This window comes from Streptomyces alfalfae (assembly GCF_004127445.1).
Taxonomy (GTDB): domain Bacteria; phylum Actinomycetota; class Actinomycetes; order Streptomycetales; family Streptomycetaceae; genus Streptomyces; species Streptomyces alfalfae.
In genome coordinates this window covers 156,680-177,745 of the sequence record NZ_QEXM01000048.1, presented here as the reverse complement: position 1 = coordinate 177,745, position 21,066 = coordinate 156,680, and the positions used below count along the sequence as shown (strand labels likewise).

Below are 21,066 nucleotides of genomic sequence, written 5' to 3'. Positions count from 1 at the left end.
GGAAACGACCCGCCTCGCGGGAACGCGCTCCACGCGCGTGCGCGGGCCGTCTCTCCTGCGGAGGGGCGGCCCGCTTCTCCGTTCGGTCGAGGCCACGAAGGGGGAAGCCGCTTCCGGGACACGCCGCGTGTACGGCAAGATCCTCCAATGGAGCGTGTACGAGACGTAAGAGAGCTGCCCAAGGCCCATCTGCACCTGCACTTCACCGGGTCGATGCGGCCGGCGACCCTGCTGGACCTCGCCGACAAGTACGGGGTGCGCCTCCCGGACGCGCTGACCGGCGCCGAACCGCCGAAGCTGCGCGCCACGGACGAGCGCGGCTGGTTCCGCTTCCAGCGGCTCTACGACGCCGCGCGCTCCTGTCTGCGTGAGCCGGAGGACATCCAGCGCCTGGTGCGCGAGGCCGCCGAGGAGGATCTGCGGGACGGCTCGGGGTGGCTGGAGATCCAGGTCGACCCGACCTCCTACGCGCCGCGGCTCGGCGGTCTGATCCCGGCCCTGGAGATCATCCTGGACGCGGTCGAGACCGCCTCGCGGGACACCGGCCTCGGGATGCGCGTCCTGGTCGCCGCGAACCGCATGAAGCACCCTCTGGACGCCCGCACGCTGGCGCGGCTCGCGGTGCGCTACGCCGATCGCGGCATCGTCGGCTTCGGGCTCTCCAACGACGAACGCCGCGGCATGGCGCGCGACTTCGACCGGGCGTTCGCCATCGCGCGTGACGGCGGGCTCCTCGCGGCGCCGCACGGCGGCGAGCTGACGGGGCCCGCTTCGGTGCGGGACTGCCTCGACGACCTGCACGCGGCGCGGATCGGCCACGGGGTGCGGGCCGCCGAGGACCCGCGGCTCCTGAAGCGGCTCGCGGACCGCGGCGTGACGTGCGAGGTCTGCCCGGCGTCCAACGTCGCCCTCGGCGTCTACGAGAAGCCCGAGGACGTGCCCCTGCGGACCCTCTTCGACGCCGGGGTCCCGATGGCGCTCGGCGCCGACGACCCGCTGCTCTTCGGGTCGCGCCTCGCCGCACAGTACGAGATCGCGCGCGAGCACCACGGCTTCGACGACGCCGGGCTCGCCGAGCTGGCCCGGCAGTCGGTCCGCGGCTCGGCCGCGCCCGCGGACGTGCAAAAGCGGCTGCTGGCCGGGGTCGACGCGTGGCTCAGCGGCTGATGCCGGCGAGGAGGGTGCGCGCGAGGGCCGCCGCGAACTCCGCCACGGGCTGCGGGGGCCGCTTTCCGACCACGGCGTCGTAGGCGAAGGCGCGCTGTGCGCAGGCGCCGAGGAGCAGTGAGGCGGCGGCGAAGGTGTCGGCGTCGGGGGCGATCCGCCCGGCGTCGCGCTCGGCGCGGAGGTAGGCGTCCAGGGCCTCGATGGGGACGTGGGGGCCCTTGCCCATCTTCTGGAGCGCGTCCTCGTGGCGGCGCTTGAGCTTGGTCTCGGCGTACAGGGACGCGCCGATCGGGAAGCTCTCGGCGTAGAAGTCGGCGGCGAGGCGGGCGATCTCGGTGAGGTTCTCCTCCACGGGGCGCTCCCCCGGCTCCTCGGTGAGGCGTTGCAGCAGCGGGCCGAGCCTGGGCAGCCGCTCCTGGAGGACGCTCACGAACAGCTCCTCCTTGTTCGCGAAATGCTTGTAGAGCGCGGCTTCGGAGCAGCCCGCGGCCCTGGCGATCTCCTTGGTGGTGGCGCGGGAGAGGCCGAGCGTCAGCATCAGTTCGTGCGCGGCGTCCAGGATGCGGGCCCGGGTGGGCTTCTGCATGTGTCGTCCAACCAGACTTGACGGGTGAGTGAGTGCTTACCCACCCTAGGGGTGAGTGAATACTTACCCACCCGGTGTTCCATCCACGTACCTCTCGGGGAGGACGAGCCATGAAGCTCACGGTGTTCGGTGCGACCGGCGGCATCGGCGGAGAGATCGTCAGGCAGGCACTCACGGCGGGGCACCGGGTCACGGCCGTGGTGCGCGACCCTGCCCGGCTCACGGCCGAGGGAGCGGGCCTGGAGGTGTTCCGGGCCGATCTCACGGACCCGGAGGCGCTGCGGGCGGCGGTGGCGGGGCGGGACGCGGTCCTGTCCGGCCTGGGGGCGCGCAAGCGCGCGGACGCGGGCGTCGCCACCGCGCTCACGCGGTCCGTCCTGCGGGCGATGGACGCCGAGGCGGTGCGCAGGATCGTCGTGGTCAGCGCCGCCCCGGTCGGCCCTCCCGCGGACCGGCAGCCGCTCGCCGACCGGGCGATGCTCGCGCTGGTCGGCGCGGTCCTCAAGGGCGTCTACCTCGATCTGCGGGGCATGGAGGCCGAGTTGTCCCGCAGCGCCACGGACTGGACGTCGGTCCGGCCGCCGAGGCTCCAGGACAAGCCTCTGACGGGCATCTACCGGAAGGTCGTCGGCGGCACGCCGCGCAGCGGGCGCTTCATCGGCCGGGCCGATGTCGCGCACGCCATGCTGGCGGTGGTCGGCGACCCCGCGACGGTCAAGCAGGGGGTGGGGGTGGCGTACTAGGGCCGACGCCGGGCCCGGTCGTCCGCCCTACAGGCTGACGCCCACCGTCACGGGCTCGTTGACCAGGGTGATCCCGAAGGCGTCCCTGACCCCGGCGACGACCTCGCGGGCCAGCGCGAGGAGGTCCTCGGTGGTCGCTCCGCCGCGGTTGGTGAGGGCCAGGGTGTGCTTGGTGGAGATGCGCGCCCGGCCCTCTCCGTAGCCCTTGGTGAAGCCCGCCTTGTCGATGAGCCAGGCGGCGGAGGTCTTCACGCGGCCGTCGCCCGCCGGGAAGCCGGGCGGCGTGACGTCCGGGCCGAGGCGGTCCGCCACGCGCGCGTGGAAGGCGGCGAACTGCTCCTCGGTGAGGATCGGGTTGGTGAAGAACGACCCGGCCGACCAGCTGTCGTGGTCCTCGGGGTCGAGCACCATGCCCTTGCCGGCCCGCAGCTTCAGGACGGTCTCCCTGGCCAGTGCCGCGGGCACGCGGTCACCCGCCTCCACGCCGAGCGCGCGTGCCGTCTCCGGGTACTTGAGGGGGGCGCTCATCCCGCCCGCGTCCTCCAGCTCGAAGCGGACCCGCAGGACCACGTAACGGTCGGCTTCGGCCTTGAAGCGGCTGTGCCGGTACGAGAAGTCGCAATCTGCGTTCGGAATCACGACCGTCTCATGGGTCTTCCGGTCGTAAGCGATCACTTCGGTGATCGTCGAGGAGACCTCCTGGCCGTACGCCCCCACGTTCTGGATCGGCGTCGCGCCGGCGGAGCCGGGGATTCCGGCCAGGCACTCGATGCCCGCGAGACCGGCGTCGACGGTGCGCTCGACCGCGTCCGTCCAGACCTCGCCGGCGGCCAGCTCAAGCGTCGTGCCGTCGAGCTCGAAGCCCTCGGTGGCGATGCGCAGGGCGGTGCCGTCGAAGCCCTTGTCGCCGATGACCAGGTTCGATCCGCCGCCGATGAGCAGCAGCGGAGTACCGGACGCGTCGGCTTCTCGGACGGCTTCGACCACCTCGGCGTCGGTCGTCGCGGTGATCAGGCGGGTCGCCGGGCCGCCGAGACGGAACGTCGTCAGCGGGGCGAGCGGGGCGTCATGGAGTTCCTGCACGTGCTCAAGAGTACGAGATCGCGTAAGGGGCGCCCTCCATGGAGAACGCCCCTTACCCACAGCTACGCGGAAGGCCGTGGCCGACCGCGGAAGACCGGCCGTCAGGCCAGCTGCACGACCGCCCGCGACATGCCGAGGACCTTCAGACCCGCGCTCCTCGCGAGGAGGTCGACCCGGACGCGGTTGCCGTCCAGCTTCTCCGCGACCTTGGCACTGACCTCGATGGTGGCGCCCTGGTCGTCGTTGGGGACGATGACCGGCTTGGTGAAGCGCACGCCGTACTCGACGATCGCCCCGGGGTCGCCCACCCAGTCGGTCACCACCCGGATCGCCTCGGCCATGGTGAACATGCCGTGCGCGATGACGTCGGGGAGGCCGACCTCGACCGCGAACTTCTCGTTCCAGTGGATCGGGTTGAAGTCTCCGGAGGCCCCCGCGTACCGCACGAGTGTGGCGCGCGTCACCGGGAAGCTCTGCGGCGGCAGCTCGGTGCCGACCTCGACGTCACCGTAGGAAATCTTCGCCGTCATCGCCTCTCAGGCCCCTTCTTCCGCGGGCTCCGCCGCGCGCGCGACGAGCTTGGTCCAGGCGGTCATCACATGCTCGCCGGCCTCGTCGTGGACCTCGCCGCGAATATCGATGATCTCGTTGCCCGCGAGCGTCTTGATGTTCTCGATGGTCGACGTGACCGAAAGCCTGTCGCCCGCGCGCACCGGACGGGTATAGGCGAACTTCTGGTCGCCGTGCACCACCCGGCTGTAATCGAGCCCGAGCTGCGGGTCCTCGATCACCTGACCCGCGGCCTTGAAAGTGATCGCGAACACAAAAGTCGGCGGAGCGATCACATCGGGGTGACCGAGCGCCTCGGCGGCCTTCGCGTCGGTGTACGCGGGATTGGCGTCGCCCACCGCCTCGGCGAACTCGCGGATCTTCTCCCGGCCGACCTCATAAGGATCGGTGGGCGGATAGGACCGCCCCACGAAGGACTGGTCGAGCGCCATGGACTCGGTACCTCCTGTGGTTGGTTGAGTGAACGACACGAGGCCGCCCCCACAATCGGGGACGGCCTCGGGTACGAGCCTGTGTTTAGCGCGTTTCGCGGTGCGCAGTGTGCGCGTTGCAGCGCGGGCAGTGCTTCTTCATCTCAAGACGGTCCGGGTTGTTACGCCGGTTCTTCTTGGTGATGTAGTTCCGCTCCTTGCACTCCACGCAGGCCAGCGTGATCTTCGGGCGGACGTCGGTGGCAGCCACGTGAGTGCTCCTTGACGGACGGATGGACGGATGAACGCATACAAGAGTAGCCGATCGAAGGACCGACCCCACAATCGGCTACCAGCAGTAGCGGTGACCGGACTTGAACCGGTGACACAGCGATTATGAGCCGCTTGCTCTACCGACTGAGCTACACCGCTGCGATGCCGGATCCCCTCGCCCGAAAGCGAGGATCACTCGACATCAGAGCCCCAATGCGGAATCGAACCGCAGACCTTCTCCTTACCATGGAGACGCTCTACCGACTGAGCTATTGGGGCGAGCGATGAAGACATTACACGGTTGGTCGCCGATCGCCCAAATCCGATTCCCGGCGGCTCTCCGCGGCCATCCGGGGAGCCGTCCCGGCAGCCTCTCGACGCCCCATCCGCACCCGTCGCACCACACCGGTACGACTATTGCGCTCCTCCTCGAAGCGGACCTGTCGTCGTCCTAGGCTCGGCACACGCTGCGTGATCTTGGCGCCCCTCGCATCCCCCGCAGCCACCCCGGACCCACAGCAGCCGCCCCGACCCCAGGAGTGCGATGCCCGACAGCCAGCCGCAGCAGCCCCACTCCTCCGGCCCCTCATCGGGACCGTTCGGTTTCGACCCGGCGGATTCCGGTTCCCTGCTGCTCTGCGGTGCCCGGCTCACCGACGGACGCACGGTGGACGTCCGGCTCGGCGGCGGACACATCGAGGCGGTCGGCACGGCCGGCAGCCTGACCGCGCACGGCTCGCGCGTGGACCTCGGCGGCTACCTCCTGCTCCCGGCCGCCGCCGAACCGCACGCGCACGGCGACACGGCGCTCTCCGCCGAGGTGCCGGGCCCCGTCTCGTACGACGTGCCCGACGTGCAGCGCCGCGCCACCGAGGCGGCCCTGCTCCAGCTCGGGCACGGCGCGACGGCCCTGCGGTCGCATGTGCGCATCGGCGACGTCCAGGGGCTCGGTCCGATGGAGGCCGTGCTCCAGGCGCGGCGTTCCCTGCGGGGCCTCGTCGACCTGGCGGCGGTCGCGGTCCCCCGGCTGCTGACCGGCGTCGCGGGGGCCGACGGGCTCGCGATGCTGCGGGACGCGGTGAAGATGGGCGCCTCCGTGGTGGGCGGTTGTCCGGATCTCGACCCCGACCCGACGGGGTACGCGGAGGCGGTCCTCGAACTCGCCGCCGAGCACGGCTGCCCGGTCGACCTGCACACGGACGGCGTCGATCCCGCGCGGCTCGGACGGCTCGCCGCCATGGCGGGCGGCCTGCGCGCGGGCGTCACGGTGGGCCCCTGCGGCGGGCTCGGCCGGCTGCCGAGGGACGTGGCATCCCGCACCGCCGAACAGCTCGCCGCGGCGGGCGTGACGGTGGTCTGCCTGCCGCAGGGCGGCTGCGCGAACTCCGAGCGGCACGGCGACGCGCCCGTGCGGCTGCTGCGCGCGGCGGGGGTGCGGGTCGCGGCGGGCAGCGGGGCCATGCGGGACGCGTCGAACGCCGTGGGCCGCGGGGACCCGCTGGAGGCCGCCTACCTGCTGGCCTCGCGGTACGGGCTGCGCCCCGAGAAGGCCTACGACGCGGTGAGCGGGGCGGCTCGGGCGGCCATGGGCCTGCCGGAGGTGCGGGTGGAGGCGGGTTTCCCCGCCGAGCTGCTCGCGGTGCGGGGGGACCGCCTCGCGGGGGCGCTGTCCCTCGCGTACAGCCGCATCGTGGTGCACCGGGGGCGCGTGGTGGCGCGGACCAGCGCGGTGCGGGAGTACTGCGATTCGGCGGCTGCCGTGGCCCTGGACCTGCCGCGCCAGGGACGCGCCCAGGGGACGGGCAACGAGCCGGGCCGGTCCAGGGGCGGAGAAACGTCACCCTGAGTCGCCCCTTGACCGCTGACGGGGAAGGGCCTGGTGATTTTCGTCGCCCTGGAGCGATCGCGGCGGGGCCGGACGCGCGGGCCGGGGTCCGCGTGCGCGGCGATCCCGTCCCCGCTGCCGTACGGTCGACAGCATGCGCATTGTCATCGCTGGAGGACATGGCCAGATCGCGCTGCGGCTGGAGCGGCTGCTCGCCGCGCGCGGCGACGAGGTCGCCGGACTGATCCGCGACGCCGGGCAGGGAGACGATCTCCGTGCGGCGGGCGCCGAACCGGTGCTCTGCGACCTGGAGTCGGCCTCGGTCGACGAGGTCGCCGACCGGCTGCGCGGGGCCGACGCGGCCGTGTTCGCGGCGGGCGCGGGTCCGGGCAGCGGCGTCGACCGCAAGGACACCGTGGACCGCGGGGCGGCCGTGCTCTTCGCGGACGCGGCGGAACGCGCGGGCGTGCGGCGGTACATCGTCGTGTCGTCCATGGGCGCCGATCCGACGCACCAGGGCGACGAGGTCTTCGACGCCTATCTGAGGGCCAAGGGCGAGGCGGACGCGAACGTACGCGCGCGTGCGGGCCTCGACTGGACGATCCTGCGTCCCGGGATGCTGACGGACGACGCGGGCACGGGCCTGGTGCGCCTGGAGGCGTCGACGGGCCGCGGGCCGGTTCCCCGGGACGACGTCGCCGCGGTGCTGGCCGAACTCCTGGAGACGTCGGCGACGGCGGGCCTGACGCTGGAGCTGGTGAGCGGTTCGGTGCCGGTGTCGGTGGCGGTCAAGTCGGTCGCGGGCAACTGAGGCGCTCCGGGCACGCCGTTCGGCTCGCGTCACGGAGCCTCTGGGGGCGTCCTCAGAAGAGCGGGAGCTGCCCCGGGGCCTCCGGGACGGTGTAGCCGTCCAGGGCGGGCTGCGCGGCGCCCAGCGGCGCCTGCCTGCGGGACCCCGGGCAGGAGACCAGCTCACCCGAGGCGCGCGGCCCCGGCGGGTCGTGGCGGGCGAACCGTCCGCCGACGACGGCGATCTCACGGCGGCACTCCGGGCAGCTTCTGCGACGGGACGACATGCTGACCATTCTGCGCCCCGCACTCACGAAGAAACCCCCTCCGCCCTGCGTTTCCGCAGTTCGGAGGGGGTTTACCTTCATGTGGCGGCGCCAGGATTCGAACCTGGGAAGGCTGAGCCGGCAGATTTACAGTCTGCTCCCTTTGGCCGCTCGGGCACACCGCCGGGTTTGCTGCCTCGCTCCGCTTTCGCGGTGCTCCGTGGCAACGACGTAAACGATACCTGATGCACAGGGGTGCTTCGCCACCCGATTGATCAGCGCCCCGCGCGGGGGCTGTGGCTAGGCTTTGCGGATGCGGCCAGCGTCAGGCGGCCGTGTAACCGCTGAGTACGCAGACCCCGATACAAGGAGCCACAGGACATGGCCGACTCCAGTTTCGACATCGTCTCGAAGGTCGAGCGGCAGGAGGTCGACAACGCCCTCAACCAGGCCGCCAAGGAGATTTCACAGCGCTACGACTTCAAGGGCACCGGCGCCTCGATCTCGTGGTCCGGGGAGAAGATCCTGATGGAGGCGAACGGCGAGGAGCGGGTCAAGGCGATCCTCGACATCTTCCAGTCCAAGCTGATCAAGCGTGGCATCTCGCTGAAGTCGCTGGACGCGGGCGAGCCGCAGCTGTCCGGCAAGGAGTACAAGATCTTCGCCTCCATCGAGGAGGGCATCTCCCAGGAGAACGCGAAGAAGGTCGCCAAGATCATTCGTGATGAGGGCCCGAAGGGCGTCAAGGCGCAGGTCCAGGGCGACGAGCTGCGGGTCAGCTCCAAGAGCCGCGACGACCTCCAGGCCGTGCAGGCGCTCCTCAAGGGGCAGGACTTCGACTTCGCCCTGCAGTTCGTGAACTACCGGTAGGTCGCGGTCCGCGGGCGGCCCCGGAAAACGACTGTTCCGGTGGCGGGCCGCTCGTTTACGATCATGGCAAGGCGGGGTCGTAGCACAGAGGTAGTGCGCCTACACAGCATGGAGGAGGACGCCGGTTCGAATCCGGCCGCCCCGCCCCCTTCCGCTCCATGACATGACGTCGGCGAACGCAGGACGACGACGAACGTACGGACGTACGACGACGAGGGCGGGCACCCGGACCGGGTGCCCGCCCTTGCTGCTGGCCGCAGTCGGGGTGAATCGTCGCTCAGCGGCGCGAGTGGCCGAAGAGGATGCGGTAGCCGACCAGCAGGACGAGCGAGCCGCCGATGGCCGCCGCCCAGGTGGCGCCGTCGTAGAAGTGGTTGTCGATCGGTCGGTCGAGGTAGCGGGCGGAGAGCCAGCCGCCGATGAAGGCGCCCGCGATGCCGATGACGGTCGTGCCGATGAAGCCGCCCGGGTCGCGTCCGGGCAGCAGCAGTTTGGCGGCGGCGCCCGCGAGCAGTCCCAGAACGATCCAACTGACGATGCCCATACGGTGCCTGCCTTTCCCGCGCGATGAGCTTTTGTGCGCTGTTGTCCTGTAGGACGCACGTACGGTCGGACGCGGTTGCGGTGCCACGTGAGGTGCACGACACACGTCCGCCAGGGCGTCGGCGGGTATGCCTGCGGGGTCTGTCAGCGCGCAGCTCTGGTGCGCGCCGAACGGCTGGTCCAGTGCGCGGCGAACGGCTGGTCTAGCGCGCGGCGAACGGCTGGTCCGTGCGGACGATGTCGCGGCCGAGCGGCAGCAGCGAGACCGGGATCAGCTTGAAGTTGGCCATGCCCAGGGGGATGCCGATGATCGTGACGCACAGCAGCACGCCCGTGACGATGTGGCCGATCGCGAGCCACCAGCCCGCGAGGACCAGCCACAGGACGTTGCCCACGCAGGAGGGCGCGCCCGCGTCACGGCGCTCGACCGTGGTGTACCCGAAGGGCCACAGGGCATAGCGGCCGATCCGGAAGCTCGCCAGGCCGAAGGGGATGCCGATGACCGTGACGCACAGCAGCGCCCCGGCGATGAGGTAGGCGAGGAACATCCAGAAGCCGCACAGGACGAGCCATATGACGTTCAGGATTGTCTTCACTGGTGACGACCTGCCATCTGCTCGAGTCGGGCGATGCGCTCCGCCATCGGCGGATGCGTCGAGAACATCTTGGACATACCCTGCCCCGGACGGAAGGGGTTGGCGATCATCATGTGACTCGCCGTCTCCAGACGCGGCTCCGGCGGCAGCGGCAGCTGCTTCGTCCCCGCGTCGAGTTTGCGCAGGGCGCTGGCGAGGGCCAGTGGGTCGCCGGTCAGCTGCGCGCCCGACGCGTCGGCCTCGTACTCCCTGGAGCGGCTGATCGCGAGCTGGATGACGGAGGCCGCCATCGGGCCGAGCAGCATGATCAGGAGCATGCCGAAGATGCCGGGGCCCTCGTTGTCGTTCGAACGGCCGATCGGGATCAGCCAGGCGAAGTTGACCAGGAACATGATCACCGAGGCGAGGGCGCCGGCGACCGAGGAGATCAGGATGTCGCGGTTGTAGACATGGCTGAGCTCGTGGCCGATGACGCCACGCAGCTCGCGCTCGTCCAGGAGTCGCAGGATGCCGTCCGTGCAGCACACGGCCGCGTTGCGGGGATTGCGGCCGGTCGCGAAGGCGTTCGGGGCCTCGGTGGGTGAGATGTACAGGCGGGGCATGGGCTGGCGGGCCTGGGTGGAGAGCTCGCGGACCATGCGGTAGAGCCCGGGGGCCTCGAACTCGCTGACCGGGCGGGCGCGCATGGCTCGCAGGGCGAGTTTGTCGCTGTTCCAGTAGGCGTACGCATTGGTGCCGAGCGCCACGAAAAGCGCGACGACCAGTCCCGTACGCCCGAAGAAACTGCCGATGACGAGGATGAGCGCGGACAGTCCCCCGAGGAGTACGGCGGTCTTCAACCCGTTGTGCCGGCGGTGCACGGTACGCCCTCCTGGTGGTGCGTGGGGGAACCCTCTGCTGACTGGTGCTTCCACTGTTCAGTGGACCCTCCCGTACTGGTCAACGCCAGGCGGGGAGCACTAGTTCCCTTGTGCGCGCAGGAGCGCCGTGGGCCGCGCGGGTGACGGCCGCGCGGGCCGCGTCAGAACAGGCCCGTGTCCGCGAACCTCAGAACGAGCTGGGGCGCTCCGGAGAGCGCGACGCCGAGGACCGCGGTCAGCGCGATGGCGGCGGTGAGGGGCGCGGGGACCCGGTGCCTCACCGGCTCGCCCTCGGGGGCACGGAAGAGCAGCGCTGTCCACTGGAGGTAGTAGAAGAGCGCGATCACCACGTTCACCGCCATCACCACGGCGAGCCAGCCGAGACCGGCGTCGACCGCGGCCGAGAAGACCGTGACCTTCGCGAAGAGGCCGATGATGCCGGGCGGCAGGCCCGCGAGGCAGAGCAGGAAGAAGCCGAGGACGAGAGCGGCGAGCGGGCTGCGCGCGTACAGGCCGCGGTAGTCGCTGACGCGGTTCATCCGCTGGGTGCGGCCGACGAGCGCGGCCACGGCGAAGGCCCCGAGGTTCACCGCCGCGTACATCAGGGCGTACGCCACGGTGGAGCCGACGGCCCGCTCGGCGTCGGCGGGTTCGTCGGCGTATCCGGCGGCGGCGATCGGCACCAGGAGGTAGCCGGCCTGGCCCACGGAGGACCAGGCGAGGAGACGGACCGCGCTGTACGCGCGCGTGGTTCGCTGCCGCAGGGCCGCGACGTTGCCCGCGGTCATGGTGAGCGCGGCGAGGACGGCGAGCGCGGGGCCCCAGACGTCCGCGTACGAGGGGAAGGCGACGACGGTGACGAGGATGAGCCCGGTGAAGCCGACGGCCTTGCCCACGACGGAGAGGTAGGCGGCGACCGGCAGGGGCGCGCCCACGTAGGTGTCGGGCACCCAGAAGTGGAAGGGGACGGCCGCCACCTTGAAGGCGAAGCCGACCAGGGTCAGGGCGACGCCGGTCTGGGCGAGCGTGTGGAGCTGGCCGTCGACGTCGTCCAGCTCGGCGGCGATCTCGGTGAGGTGCAGGGTGCCGGTGGCCGCGTACACGAAGCTGACGCCCATGAGGCTCACGGCGGTCGCGGTGACCGAGGAGAGGAAGAACTTCAGGGCCGCTTCGGAGGAGCGCTTGTCGCCATACCTGAGACCGACGAGCGCGAAGGCGGGCAGGGAGGCGACCTCCAGGGCGACGATGAGCGTGGCGAGGTCGCGGGAGGCGGGCAGCAGGGCGGCGCCGGCGGCTGAGGACAGCAGCAGGAACCAGTACTCCCCCGCGGGCAGTTCCTTAGCCGAGTCCTTGAGGGTGCTCAGGGAGAGCAGGGCGGCCAGGAGGGCGCCGCCGAGGACGAGGAGCTGGATGACGAGGGTGAAGCGGTCGGCGGTGTAGCTGCACGCGTGCGTGCCGCCGCCGGTGAGGCAGAAGGTCGAACGGTCCTCGTCCAGGAGGGGTAGCAGGGCGAGCGCCGCCGCGGCGAGACCCGCCACGGAGATCCAGCCGAGGAGCGCCTTCCTGGCGTCGCCCAGGAAGAGGTCGGCGACGAGCACGACGAGGCCGGCGACCGCCGCGATGGTCGGCGGCGCGATCGCGAGCCAGTCGACGGACTGGACGAGGCTTGCGGCGCTTTCGGCGGCCACGGTCACGACTTGCCTCCAGTGAGGAGCTTCTGCACGGCCGGGTCGGTCAGGCCGAGGAGTGCCGCGGGCCAGAGCCCGGCGAGGACGGTGAGGGCCACGAGCGGGCTCCACGCGGCGAACTCGTAGCCGCGGACGTCGGGGAGCGCCTCGGGCGCGGGCTCTGCGCCGGCCTGCGGCATCGGGCCCATGCAGACACGGCGTACGACGATGAGCAGGTACGCGGCGGTGAGCAGGGTCCCGAGGGCGGCGATCGCCATGAACGTGAGGAAGGCGGGGCGGCTCAGGCCGTCGGCGGGCTCGAACGCTCCGAACAGCGCCAGCATCTCGCCCCAGAACCCGGCGAGGCCCGGCAGTCCGAGGGAGGCGACGGCGCCGAAGGCGAGCAGGCCGCCGAGGCGGGGCGCCCTGCCGTAGAGGGCGGCGCCCGACTCCCGCGCGAGCGCGTCGAGGTCGGTGGTGCCGGTGCGGTCCTTCAAGGCGCCGACGAGGAAGAAGAGCAGGCCGGTGATGAGGCCGTGGGCGATGTTGGCGAACAGCGCGCCGTTCACGCCGGTCGGGCTCATCGTCGCGATGCCGAGCAGGACGAAGCCCATGTGGCCCACGGACGAATACGCGATGAGGCGCTTGAGGTCGCCCTTCGCGCCCTGCCTGGCGAGCGCGAGGCAGGCGAGGGACCCGTAGATGATCCCGACGACCGCGAGGGCCGCGAGGTACGGCGCGAACTCCCGCATGCCGTCGGGGGCGATGGGCAGGGCGATCCGGACGAACCCGTACGTACCCATCTTCAGCAGTACACCGGCCAGCAGGACGGAGCCGACGGTCGGCGCGGCGGTGTGGGCGTCGGGCAGCCAGCTGTGCAGCGGCCACATCGGCGTCTTGACCGCGAGCCCGATCCCGATCGCCAGAACGGCGATGACCTGCACGGATGTGCTCAGCCCCAGGCCGTTGTCAGTGGCGAGTGCCACCATGTCGAAAGTGCCGGACCTCAGCCCGATGAGGAGGAGCCCCAGCAGCATCACGACCGAGCCGAGCAGCGTGTAGAGGATGAACTTCCAGGCGGCGCGGGTTCTTTGCTCACCGCCCCAGCGGGCGATGAGGAAGTACATCGGGATGAGCACCATCTCGAACGCCAGGAAGAACAGCAGCAGATCGAGGACGGCGAAGGACGCGAGGGTGCCGGACTCCAGCACGAGGAGCAGGGCGACGAACGCCTTCGGGGACGGGCCCGTGGGCGGCTTGAAGAAGGAGTAGAGCGCGCAGAGGAAGGTCAGCAGCGCGGTCAGGACCAGAAGGGGGAGCGAGATGCCGTCGATGCCGAGGTGGATGCGCACGTCGAGTGCGGGGATCCAGCTGATATCGGTCGTGGCCTGCATCTTCGACGGCTGGTCGTGGTCGAAGGCGAGCGCCAGGATGAGCGCGCCGAGCAGGATCACTCCGGTCACGAACACGCCGTGCCGCAGGACCGCCTGGTCGGGTGACTTCCCCTTCAGTCCGGGCGGGGCCGGCAGGAGAGCGGCCACCGCGCCGATGAGCGGGCCGACGACGGTCAACGCCAGAAGAAACTGCATCACGGACTCACTGATACCGATCACGGCTGCTCACGCTCCGGCGGTGGCGACGAGGACGGCGGCGACGGCCAGGACGACCGTGCCTGCGAGCAGCGCGCTCAGATAGGTCTGCACGTTGCCGGTCTGCGCGCGCCGCACGGCAGCGCCGAGCCAGCGGGGTGCGGTGCCCGCGCCGCGCACGTACGTGTCGACGACCTCGCGGTCGAGGAAGCGCACGAGGCGCGCGGCGGCCTGGACCGGGCGGACGAACAGGGCGGTGTAGACGGCGTCGAGCCGGAAGCCGGCCGCCGCGTGGCGGTGCACGGGGCCGAGCAGCAGGCGTCCGGGGTCGGCCGGGTCGGGGGCGGACGCCACGTCCCCGTAGGCGGGCCGGTGAGTGGCGATGGCCTCCGCCTCGACCGCTCCCCCGTCGCCGCCCGGACTCGCGGCCACCGCGCCCATCGGGACGCGCGCGGCGAGTGCGGTGGTGTGCCGCCAGGCGCCGTAGGTGACGAGGGCGCCGATGAGCGCGAGGCCCGTGCCGAGGACGGAGGTCGTGAGCGTCGGGGTGAGCGAGCCGCCGTCGAACCAGTCAGGCAGCACACCGACGGAGAGACCGAAGGCGAGGGAGGGGATCGCGAGGACCCAGAGCACGGCCGTCATCGCGACGGGCTGCCTGCCGTGGTCGGGGGCCTCGGTCCCCCTGCCGTGGAAGGCGAGCAGCCACAGGCGCGTCGCGTACGCGGCGGTGAGGAGGGCGGCCAGCAGGCCGGCGACGAGCACGATCCAGCCCGCGGCGGTGGGCGCGACGGCGTGGCCCGTGGCGGCGTGCTCGGCGGCGCCGAGCACCGCCTCCTTGGAGAAGAAGCCGCTGAACGGCGGGATCGCGGCGAGCGCGAGGAGCGCCACGGTCATCGTCCAGTAGGCGTCCGGGACGCGGTCGCGCAGCCCCTTCATACGGGACATGGCGGCCAGCGAGTTGGTGCCGGCGACGTGGATGATCACGCCTGCCGCGAGGAACAGCAGCGCCTTGAAGGCGCCGTGGGACAGGAGGTGGAAGACGGCGGCGCCGCGGTCGCCGACGGCGAGGGCGCCGGTCATGTATCCGAGCTGGCCGATCGTCGAGTAGGCGAGGACGCGCTTGATGTCGTCCTGGGCGAGCGCGGCGAGGGCCGAACCGGCCATGGTGACGGCGGCCATGACGGCGAGGACGACCAGGGCCGCGCCGGAGGTGGCGAAGACGGGGAGGAGCCGGGCCACGAAGTAGACACCGGCGGCGACCATCGTGGCGGCGTGGATCAGCGCGGAGACGGGTGTGGGGCCCGCCATCGCGTCGGGCAGCCAGGTGTGCAGCGGGAACTGCGCGGACTTGCCCGCCACGCCCGCCAGGAGCAGCAGGGCGATCAGCGTGGGGTGGTCGAGGCCGCCGTCCGCGACCCTCGCGAGGATCGTCGTGACGCGGAAGGAGCCCGTGTCCGCGGCGAGCGCGAACAGGCCGATCAGGAAGGGGACGTCGCCGAGCTTGGTGACCAGGAAGGCCTTGAGGGAGGCGGCGCGCGCCTCGGGCGTCTCCCAGTAGTGGCCGACGAGGAAGTACGAGCAGATGCCCATGATCTCCCAGCCGACCAGGAGCACCATCAGGTCGCCGGAGTAGACGACGAGCAGCATCGCGGAGGTGAAGAGGGAGACGAGAGCGGCGTACGAGGGGTAGCGCGGGTCCTCGCGCAGGTAGCCCGTCGAGTAGATCTGCACGCAGGAGGCGACGACGCCGACCAGGACGGCGACGAGAGCGGCGAAGCCGTCGATGTGCAGGGCGAGTTCGACGGGGACGGAGCCGGTCGGGGTGAGTTCGGTGGCGGCGTCGACGGCCCGGCCGCCGCCCTGGCGGACGGCCACGAGAACGGCGAGCAGCAGCGCCGTCAGCGTGGGCAGGACCGCGAGGGGACGTACGAGACCGGGGACCCGGTGGCCGAACAGCAGGCCGGCCACCGCGCCGAGGAACGGCAGGAGGGGGACGAGGACGGCGAGGGTGGTCGTGGTCACGCGGTGGCCTCAGCCTTCTGCGACGGCTTCGCCTGCCGTGGCTCCTGTGCCGGGTCGGGTTCTTCGGCGGCGCTCTCGGCGGTGTCGCGGAGTTCGTCGACGGCGGAGCTGCCGCGGTTGCGGTAGACCGCGAGGACGATCGCCAGGCCGATGCCGATCTCGGCGGCGGCGATGGCGATGGTGAAGAGGGTCAGGGCCTGGCCGGCGTGGAGGGAGTCGCGGAGCCAGACGTCGAAGGCGACGAGGTTGAGGTTGACGGCGTTGAGCATCAGCTCGACGGACATCAGGACGAGGATCGCGTTGCGGCGGGCGAGGACGCCGTAGACGCCGACGCAGAAGAGGAGGGCGGCCAGGACGGCGGGGTAGGCGAGATGGAGGTGCATCAGCGGTCACCCTCCGGGGTCGGCGCGTCCTCGTGCGGGTCGGTGGCGGGGCTGGCGGTGGTGTCCTCGGCGGCCTTCTTGCGGGAGAGGACGATCGCGCCGATCAGGGCCGCGAGGAGGAGGACCGAGAGCGCCTCGAAGGGGAGCACCCAGTGCCGGAAGAGGATCGAGCCCGTCACGTCGGTGGAGCCCTGGGCGGCGCCGTCCAGGTCGATCACCGTGGTGCGGAACGCGTCCACGACGACCCAGACCAGGGCTGCGGCGGCGAGGAGGGCCACGGCGAGGGCGACCGGCCGGTTGCGTGAGTCGGCGTCCGGGGACCGGCCGATGGGGGCCTTGGTGAGCATCAGGCCGAAGAGCAGGAGGACGACGACGGAACCGACGTAGATGAGGACCTGCACCCAGGCGATGAACTCCGCGGTGAGCAGGAGGTACTCGACGGCGAGGCCGCCGAGCGCCACCACCAGCCACAGGGCGGCGTGCACCAGCTGCCGGGTGGTGACGGTGATGACCGCCGCGCCGAGGGTGACGAGGCCGACGAGGAGGAAGGCGATCTCGACGCCGGTCGGGGAGAGGAAACCGTGGCTCTCCGCGGTCGCGGCGGCTGTCGCCGCGGTGGCTGCTGCGGGGCTCACGACTCACCTTCCTGCGGCTCGGGCTCACCGGGGACGGGCGGCTGCGGGGCGGCTGCGGGACCGGCTTCGGCGGCGGCCAGTTTGTCGGCGGTCTTGCGGGCGGTGGCGAGTTCCTTCGGATCCTCGGCGCCGGGGTCGAGGGCCGGCGGCGCGGGGACCGTCCACATCCACTCGCGGAGCTTGTTGCGCTCGTGGGTGAGTTCGTGGATGTCGGTCTCGGCGTACTCGAACTCCGGGGACCAGAAGAGGGCGTCGAAGGGGCAGACCTCGATGCAGATGCCGCAGTACATGCAGAGGGCGAAGTCGATGGCGAAGCGGTCGAGGACGTTGCGGCTGCGCTCGCGTCCGCCGGGGGCGGCGGGCGGCACCGTCTCCTTGTGGGAGTCGATGTAGATGCACCAGTCGGGGCACTCGCGGGCGCACAGCATGCAGACCGTGCAGTTCTCCTCGAAGAGGCCGATGACGCCGCGGGTGCGCGGCGGGAGTTCCGGCTGGGCCTCGGGGTACTGCTCGGTGACGGTCTTCCGCGTCATCGTGCGGAGGGTGACGGCGAGGCCCTTGGCCAGGCCTGACCCTGGGATCGGGGACATCAGTTGATCGCCACCTTCACGATGCCGGTCAGCGCGATCTGCGCCAGGGCGAGGGGGATGAGCAGGGTCCAGGCGAGCTTCTGGAGCTGGTCCTCGCGGAGACGCGGGTAGGACACGCGCAGCCAGATCACGACGAAGGCGAGGACGGCCGTCTTGAGCAGGGTCCAGACCCAGCCCAGTCCGTCGGCTCCCCACGGGCCGTGCCAGCCGCCCAGGAAGAGGACGGTGGTCAGACCGCACAGGACGACGATCCCGGCGTACTCGGCGAGGAGGAACAGGGCGAAGCGCAGCCCGGTGTACTCGGTGTAGGCACCGAAGATGATCTCGGAGTCGGCGACCGGCATGTCGAAGGGCGGGCGCTGGAGTTCGGCGAGGCCCGCGACGAAGAAGACGAGCGCGCCGACGATCTGCCAGGGCAGCCACCACCACTCGAAGGCGTCGACGATGCCGGGCAGCGAGACCGTGCCCGCCGCCATGGCGACCGAGGCGGCGGCGAGCAGCATCGGGAGTTCGTAGGCGAGGAGCTGGGCGGCGGTGCGGAGGCCGCCGAGGAGGGAGAACTTGTTGGCGCTGGCCCAGCCCGCCATGAGCGAGCCGAGTACGCCGACGCCCATGACCGCGAGCACGAAGAAGACGCCCGCGTCGACGACTTCGCCGACCGCGCCCTCGCCGGGGCCGATCGGGATCGCGATGAGGACGAGGAGGTAGGGCAGGAGGGCGATCGCGGGGGCCAGCTGGAAGACGCGGCGGTCGGCCGCCGCCGGGACGACGTCTTCCTTCTGGGCGAACTTGACGCCGTCGGCGACGAGCTGGGCCCAGCCGTGGAAGCCGCCCGCGTGCATGGGGCCGAGGCGGCCCTGCATGTGGGCCATCACCTTGTGCTCGGTCTGGCCGACGACGAGGGGCAGGACCAGGAACGCCGCGAAGACGATGACGAGGCGCAGGGCGACGTCGAGGGCGTCGTTCACTCGTGGCCTCCGGCACTTCCGGTGTCTGTGGTGTCCGTGGTGTCTGTGTGGTCGGTGGTGTTTCCGGTGCCGCTGCTGCCCCCGGTGTCCCGGGTGTCATCGGCGCCGGGGGCGTCGTCGGGTCCCGTCGTGGGCTCGGGTTCCGCGGTCACTCCGGTCCGGCCGGTGGTCCGGGGGCGCTTCGGCTTCGGCTGGTCCGTCGGCTCGTACGCCGGGCGGGCGTGGTGCCACGGGGCGTCGGAGCCGCGCGGGGCGGCGGGCTTCGCCACAACCGGAGCCGAAGCCGGGGCCTCGGGCGAAGCCGGGGCCTCCGCCTCGGGCGAAGCCGTGCCATCCGGCGGAGCCGTGCCTTCCGGCGTGCCCGTGGCCTCCGGCGTGCCCGGGGCCTCCGGCGTACCCGAGGGCTGCGGCGTGGCCGGGGCCTCCGGCGTGCCCGAGGTCTCCGGCGTGCCCGAGGGCTGCGGCGTGGCCGGGGCCGGGCTCTCCGTCCGTTGGGAAGCCGAGCCCTGGCTCGCGCTGCGGGAGCGCCTCGGGGGGCGGGCCTGGGGCTCCGGCTCGTCGGGCGTGGCCGTGGCGGCCTCGGGCGGGGGCGTCGGCGCGGCCTGGCTGGCGGAGCCCTGGCTCACGCTGCGGTTCCGCCGCACGGGGCGTTCACCTGCGGCCCGGCCCGCGGCACCCGCGCCCGCCGCACCCGCGCGCCCCGCACCGCGCGCCGGACGCGCCGGAGCGGGCGGGAGCTGGCCCTTGAGAGGGCCCCACTCGTTGGGGTCGGGCACGCCGGGGGGCAGCATCTGGCGGCGCTTGGGGCCGCCGTGTTCCGACTCGCCCGGCTCCTTGGCACCCGGCCAGGCCTTGGCGACGCGGGCGGCGAGCACGAAGTCCTTGCGCAGCGGGTGGCCCTCGAAGCTGTCGGGGAGCAGCAGCGGGGCCAGTCCGGGGTGGCCCTCGAACGTCACGCCGAACATCTCGTGGGTCTCCCGCTCGTGCCACGCGGCGCCCGCGTACACGCCGACCGCGGAGGCGAGCGCCGGGGCCTCGTGCGCGACCGTCGTCCGGAGCAGGAGGCGTCGTACCGGGGAGAGCGCCACGACGTGGGCGCAGACGCGGAAGCCCGTGCCCGGCTCGTCGACCGCGCTCAGCCAGTCGAAGTACGTGCAGGCCAGCGTGGTGCGAGCGGTTTCGAGCGCGGTGATCCACTGGGCCGGGGGCACGTCGACGGTCAGGACGTCGTACGACTCGTCGGCCGTGGCCTCCGGACCGAAGAGCTCCTCGACGGGGCTCGGCAGCCAGCCGGTCACCGCTCCCCCTCCCCCGCCCGCGGAGCCGCGGCCCCCTCGGAGCCCGAAGCCGCCCCGGACCCCGGGTCGGAAGCCGCCCCCGAAGCCGACCCCGGCGCGGACGGCTCAGACGCGGACGGCCCAGACGCGGACGGCTCAGGCGCGGACGGCTCAGGCGCGGACGGCCCTCGCACCAGCCCGCTCCGCAGCGCCGCCGCGGACGGACGGACGGCGTTCCCGTACCGCTCCGCGAGCGACTCGTTCGCGATCTTCTCCTGGAGCTTCAGGATGCCCTGGAGCAGCGCCTCGGGGCGGGGCGGGCAGCCGGGGACGTAGACGTCGACGGGGATGATCTGGTCGACGCCCTTGGTGACGGAGTAGGAGTCCCAGTAGGGGCCGCCGCAGTTGGAGCAGGCGCCGAAGGAGATGACGTACTTCGGCTCGGGCATCTGCTCGTACAGGCGCTTCACGGCGGGCGCCATCTTGTCCGTGACGGTGCCGGAGACGACCATCAGGTCGGCCTGGCGCGGCCCCGGCGCGAACGGGATGACGCCGAGCCGGATGAAGTCGTGGCGCGCCATGGACGCGGCGATGAACTCGATGGCGCAGCAGGCGAGGCCGAAGTTGAAGACCCAGAGGGAGTAGCGGCGGCCCCAGTTGAGGACCACCTTCATCGGCTCGGGGGCGAGGCGCGACAGCACGCCCAGCCTCTTCGGCTCCGGGAGGTCCACGGGACCGGCGGGCACGGGGGCGGGGGTCACGGCACTCACGTCCATGTGAGGACGCCCTTCTTGTATGCGTACAGCAGGCCCACGGCGAGGAAGCCGAGGAAGATGAACATCTCCACGAGCGTCGTCGCGCCGTAGCCGGGCGCGGCGAAGACCGTCGCCCAGGGGAAGAGGAAGATCGAGTCGACGGCGAAGATCACGTAGAGGAAGGCGTAGACGTAGTAGCGGACCTGGGTGTGGGCCCAGCCCTCGCCGACGGGGTCGACGCCGCACTCGTACGTCAGGAGTTTCTCGGGCGTCGGCACCACCGGGCGGAGCAGCCGCCCCGCGCCGAAGGCGACGGCGACGAACAGCGTGCCCACGAGGGCGAGCAGTCCGACGACGGAGTACGACTGGTAGTAGCTCGCCGCGACGTTCGTCACGTGCACGTCAGCCCCTCACTCCCTGACCGCGCTCGATGCCGGTCCCGTTCACTCCGCGACCGCCCTGAATCCGATCCCGTTCGACGATCTGTACGCACGGGAGTCTAGGGCCTGCTAAAGACTCCGTAAGCGACGCGTCACGCATCGGTCAGCACACGGCGGCGCGTACGCGCCGGGCCGGGGTGGGGTTATCCCCCGGGTCTC

The 21,066-nt window shown here is 71.8% G+C and carries 24 protein-coding genes and 4 tRNA genes; 6 read left to right on the top strand and 22 right to left on the bottom strand.

Annotation, left to right across the window (positions count from 1 at the left end):
* The first annotated feature begins 147 nt into the window (after positions 1–147).
* The gene (locus DCW30_RS30410) at positions 148–1,167 is read left to right on the top strand and encodes an adenosine deaminase (RefSeq protein WP_076684977.1); all 1,020 of its coding nucleotides are present in this window, start codon (positions 148–150) and stop codon (positions 1,165–1,167) included.
* On the opposite strand, the gene DCW30_RS30405 is transcribed toward DCW30_RS30410, so the two are convergent.
* Positions 1,157–1,753: a TetR/AcrR family transcriptional regulator gene (locus tag DCW30_RS30405; RefSeq protein ID WP_076684978.1), complete on the bottom strand. Its 597-nt coding sequence runs from the start codon at positions 1,751–1,753 to the stop codon at positions 1,157–1,159. The genes DCW30_RS30410 and DCW30_RS30405 overlap by 11 nt on opposite strands.
* Before the next feature lie 110 nt (positions 1,754–1,863).
* Here DCW30_RS30405 and DCW30_RS30400 point away from each other — a divergent pair, with 110 nt between their 5' ends.
* Positions 1,864–2,496 (top strand): NAD(P)-dependent oxidoreductase, encoded by a 633-nt coding sequence (locus DCW30_RS30400; protein ID WP_076684979.1) that lies wholly within the window; start codon positions 1,864–1,866, stop codon positions 2,494–2,496.
* Between the two features lie 27 nt (positions 2,497–2,523).
* Here DCW30_RS30400 and DCW30_RS30395 read toward each other — a convergent pair whose 3' ends face one another.
* The 6 genes from DCW30_RS30395 to DCW30_RS30370 form a co-directional block, all read right to left on the bottom strand.
* A complete protein-coding gene (locus DCW30_RS30395) occupies positions 2,524–3,639 on the bottom strand; it encodes a UDP-N-acetylmuramate dehydrogenase (RefSeq protein WP_076684980.1) in 1,116 nt (371 codons plus the stop codon).
* 41 nt (positions 3,640–3,680) lie between these two features.
* Positions 3,681–4,109: a MaoC family dehydratase gene (locus DCW30_RS30390; protein WP_062780294.1), complete on the bottom strand. Its 429-nt coding sequence runs from the start codon at positions 4,107–4,109 to the stop codon at positions 3,681–3,683.
* A 6-nt stretch (positions 4,110–4,115) separates the two neighbouring features.
* A complete protein-coding gene (locus tag DCW30_RS30385) occupies positions 4,116–4,580 on the bottom strand; it encodes a MaoC family dehydratase N-terminal domain-containing protein (protein WP_062780293.1) in 465 nt (154 codons plus the stop codon).
* 85 nt (positions 4,581–4,665) lie between these two features.
* Positions 4,666–4,830 carry a 50S ribosomal protein L33 gene (gene rpmG, locus DCW30_RS30380; protein ID WP_003948671.1) on the bottom strand — a complete coding sequence of 55 codons (165 nt, stop codon included), beginning with the start codon at positions 4,828–4,830 and terminating at the stop codon, positions 4,666–4,668.
* A gap of 88 nt (positions 4,831–4,918) precedes the next feature.
* Positions 4,919–4,991, bottom strand: a tRNA-Met gene (locus DCW30_RS30375).
* A 47-nt stretch (positions 4,992–5,038) separates the two neighbouring features.
* Positions 5,039–5,111: transfer RNA gene (locus DCW30_RS30370), tRNA-Thr, on the bottom strand.
* A 265-nt stretch (positions 5,112–5,376) separates the two neighbouring features.
* Here DCW30_RS30370 and DCW30_RS30365 point away from each other — a divergent pair.
* Both DCW30_RS30365 and DCW30_RS30360 read left to right on the top strand, forming a co-directional pair.
* Positions 5,377–6,678, top strand: a complete 1,302-nt coding sequence (locus DCW30_RS30365) for an amidohydrolase family protein (RefSeq protein ID WP_129299916.1) — start codon at positions 5,377–5,379, stop codon at positions 6,676–6,678.
* Positions 6,679–6,811: 133 nt separating this feature from the next.
* Entirely contained in the window at positions 6,812–7,468 is a 657-nt protein-coding gene (locus DCW30_RS30360; protein ID WP_062780291.1) for an SDR family oxidoreductase, read from the top strand.
* Positions 7,469–7,520: 52 nt separating this feature from the next.
* On the opposite strand, the gene DCW30_RS30355 is transcribed toward DCW30_RS30360, so the two are convergent.
* Together DCW30_RS30355 and DCW30_RS30350 are read right to left on the bottom strand one after the other, a co-directional pair.
* Entirely contained in the window at positions 7,521–7,733 is a 213-nt protein-coding gene (locus DCW30_RS30355) for a hypothetical protein (RefSeq protein WP_062780314.1), read from the bottom strand.
* An 82-nt stretch (positions 7,734–7,815) separates the two neighbouring features.
* A tRNA-Tyr gene (locus DCW30_RS30350) sits at positions 7,816–7,897 on the bottom strand.
* Between the two features lie 196 nt (positions 7,898–8,093).
* Between DCW30_RS30350 and DCW30_RS30345 the strand changes: the two genes are divergently transcribed.
* Both DCW30_RS30345 and DCW30_RS30340 read left to right on the top strand, forming a co-directional pair.
* Positions 8,094–8,582, top strand: coding sequence for a YajQ family cyclic di-GMP-binding protein (locus tag DCW30_RS30345; protein WP_062780290.1), 489 nt, complete (start codon positions 8,094–8,096; stop codon positions 8,580–8,582).
* 71 nt (positions 8,583–8,653) lie between these two features.
* Positions 8,654–8,728, top strand: a tRNA-Ala gene (locus tag DCW30_RS30340).
* 131 nt (positions 8,729–8,859) lie between these two features.
* On the opposite strand, the gene DCW30_RS30335 is transcribed toward DCW30_RS30340, so the two are convergent.
* From DCW30_RS30335 to DCW30_RS30275, 13 genes are all read right to left on the bottom strand, one after another.
* Positions 8,860–9,126 carry a GlsB/YeaQ/YmgE family stress response membrane protein gene (locus tag DCW30_RS30335; protein WP_062780289.1) on the bottom strand — a complete coding sequence of 89 codons (267 nt, stop codon included), beginning with the start codon at positions 9,124–9,126 and terminating at the stop codon, positions 8,860–8,862.
* A 202-nt stretch (positions 9,127–9,328) separates the two neighbouring features.
* Positions 9,329–9,721, bottom strand: coding sequence for a YccF domain-containing protein (locus DCW30_RS30330; protein WP_062780288.1), 393 nt, complete (start codon positions 9,719–9,721; stop codon positions 9,329–9,331).
* Positions 9,718–10,581, bottom strand: coding sequence for a zinc metalloprotease HtpX (gene htpX, locus DCW30_RS30325; RefSeq protein ID WP_076684982.1), 864 nt, complete (start codon positions 10,579–10,581; stop codon positions 9,718–9,720). The genes DCW30_RS30330 and htpX overlap by 4 nt, the downstream gene beginning before the upstream one ends.
* 161 nt (positions 10,582–10,742) lie before the next feature.
* Positions 10,743–12,275, bottom strand: coding sequence for an NADH-quinone oxidoreductase subunit N (locus DCW30_RS30320; RefSeq protein WP_076684983.1), 1,533 nt, complete (start codon positions 12,273–12,275; stop codon positions 10,743–10,745).
* The gene (locus DCW30_RS30315; protein WP_076684984.1) at positions 12,272–13,861 is read right to left on the bottom strand and encodes an NADH-quinone oxidoreductase subunit M; all 1,590 of its coding nucleotides are present in this window, start codon (positions 13,859–13,861) and stop codon (positions 12,272–12,274) included. The genes DCW30_RS30320 and DCW30_RS30315 overlap by 4 nt, the downstream gene beginning before the upstream one ends.
* Before the next feature lie 6 nt (positions 13,862–13,867).
* Positions 13,868–15,859: an NADH-quinone oxidoreductase subunit 5 family protein gene (locus DCW30_RS30310; RefSeq protein WP_076684985.1), complete on the bottom strand. Its 1,992-nt coding sequence runs from the start codon at positions 15,857–15,859 to the stop codon at positions 13,868–13,870.
* Positions 15,856–16,242 (bottom strand): NADH-quinone oxidoreductase subunit NuoK, encoded by a 387-nt coding sequence (nuoK, locus tag DCW30_RS30305; RefSeq protein ID WP_076684986.1) that lies wholly within the window; start codon positions 16,240–16,242, stop codon positions 15,856–15,858. The genes DCW30_RS30310 and nuoK overlap by 4 nt, the downstream gene beginning before the upstream one ends.
* Entirely contained in the window at positions 16,242–16,877 is a 636-nt protein-coding gene (locus DCW30_RS30300) for an NADH-quinone oxidoreductase subunit J family protein (RefSeq protein ID WP_062780282.1), read from the bottom strand. The genes nuoK and DCW30_RS30300 overlap by 1 nt, the downstream gene beginning before the upstream one ends.
* Positions 16,874–17,467 (bottom strand): NuoI/complex I 23 kDa subunit family protein, encoded by a 594-nt coding sequence (locus DCW30_RS30295; RefSeq protein ID WP_076684987.1) that lies wholly within the window; start codon positions 17,465–17,467, stop codon positions 16,874–16,876. The genes DCW30_RS30300 and DCW30_RS30295 overlap by 4 nt, the downstream gene beginning before the upstream one ends.
* Complete coding sequence (locus DCW30_RS30290; RefSeq protein WP_076684988.1) at positions 17,467–18,435, bottom strand: complex I subunit 1/NuoH family protein; 969 nt, start codon at positions 18,433–18,435, stop codon at positions 17,467–17,469. The genes DCW30_RS30295 and DCW30_RS30290 overlap by 1 nt, the downstream gene beginning before the upstream one ends.
* The gene (locus DCW30_RS30285) at positions 18,432–19,733 is read right to left on the bottom strand and encodes an NADH-quinone oxidoreductase subunit C (RefSeq protein WP_076684989.1); all 1,302 of its coding nucleotides are present in this window, start codon (positions 19,731–19,733) and stop codon (positions 18,432–18,434) included. Before DCW30_RS30285 ends, DCW30_RS30290 begins: the two co-directional genes overlap by 4 nt.
* A complete protein-coding gene (locus tag DCW30_RS30280) occupies positions 19,730–20,488 on the bottom strand; it encodes an NADH-quinone oxidoreductase subunit B (RefSeq protein WP_076684990.1) in 759 nt (252 codons plus the stop codon). The genes DCW30_RS30285 and DCW30_RS30280 overlap by 4 nt, the downstream gene beginning before the upstream one ends.
* Positions 20,479–20,868: an NADH-quinone oxidoreductase subunit A gene (locus DCW30_RS30275; RefSeq protein WP_062780278.1), complete on the bottom strand. Its 390-nt coding sequence runs from the start codon at positions 20,866–20,868 to the stop codon at positions 20,479–20,481. The genes DCW30_RS30280 and DCW30_RS30275 overlap by 10 nt, the downstream gene beginning before the upstream one ends.
* Between the last annotated feature and the right edge of the window lie 198 nt (positions 20,869–21,066).

Excerpts from the sequence above, each read along its gene's own strand:
- DCW30_RS30410 (WP_076684977.1), top strand. The coding sequence starts at position 148 with ATGGAGCGTGTACGAGACGTAAGAGAGCTGCCCAAGGCCCATCTGCAC.
- DCW30_RS30405 (WP_076684978.1), bottom strand. The coding sequence starts at position 1,753 with ATGCAGAAGCCCACCCGGGCCCGCATCCTGGACGCCGCGCACGAACTG.
- DCW30_RS30400 (WP_076684979.1), top strand. The coding sequence starts at position 1,864 with ATGAAGCTCACGGTGTTCGGTGCGACCGGCGGCATCGGCGGAGAGATC.
- DCW30_RS30390 (WP_062780294.1), bottom strand. The coding sequence starts at position 4,109 with ATGACGGCGAAGATTTCCTACGGTGACGTCGAGGTCGGCACCGAGCTG.
- DCW30_RS30385 (WP_062780293.1), bottom strand. The coding sequence starts at position 4,580 with ATGGCGCTCGACCAGTCCTTCGTGGGGCGGTCCTATCCGCCCACCGAT.
- DCW30_RS30365 (WP_129299916.1), top strand. The coding sequence starts at position 5,377 with ATGCCCGACAGCCAGCCGCAGCAGCCCCACTCCTCCGGCCCCTCATCG.
- DCW30_RS30360 (WP_062780291.1), top strand. The coding sequence starts at position 6,812 with ATGCGCATTGTCATCGCTGGAGGACATGGCCAGATCGCGCTGCGGCTG.
- DCW30_RS30355 (WP_062780314.1), bottom strand. The coding sequence starts at position 7,733 with ATGTCGTCCCGTCGCAGAAGCTGCCCGGAGTGCCGCCGTGAGATCGCC.
- DCW30_RS30345 (WP_062780290.1), top strand. The coding sequence starts at position 8,094 with ATGGCCGACTCCAGTTTCGACATCGTCTCGAAGGTCGAGCGGCAGGAG.
- DCW30_RS30335 (WP_062780289.1), bottom strand. The coding sequence starts at position 9,126 with ATGGGCATCGTCAGTTGGATCGTTCTGGGACTGCTCGCGGGCGCCGCC.
- nuoK (WP_076684986.1), bottom strand. The coding sequence starts at position 16,242 with ATGCACCTCCATCTCGCCTACCCCGCCGTCCTGGCCGCCCTCCTCTTC.
- DCW30_RS30295 (WP_076684987.1), bottom strand. The coding sequence starts at position 17,467 with ATGTCCCCGATCCCAGGGTCAGGCCTGGCCAAGGGCCTCGCCGTCACC.
- DCW30_RS30280 (WP_076684990.1), bottom strand. The coding sequence starts at position 20,488 with ATGGACGTGAGTGCCGTGACCCCCGCCCCCGTGCCCGCCGGTCCCGTG.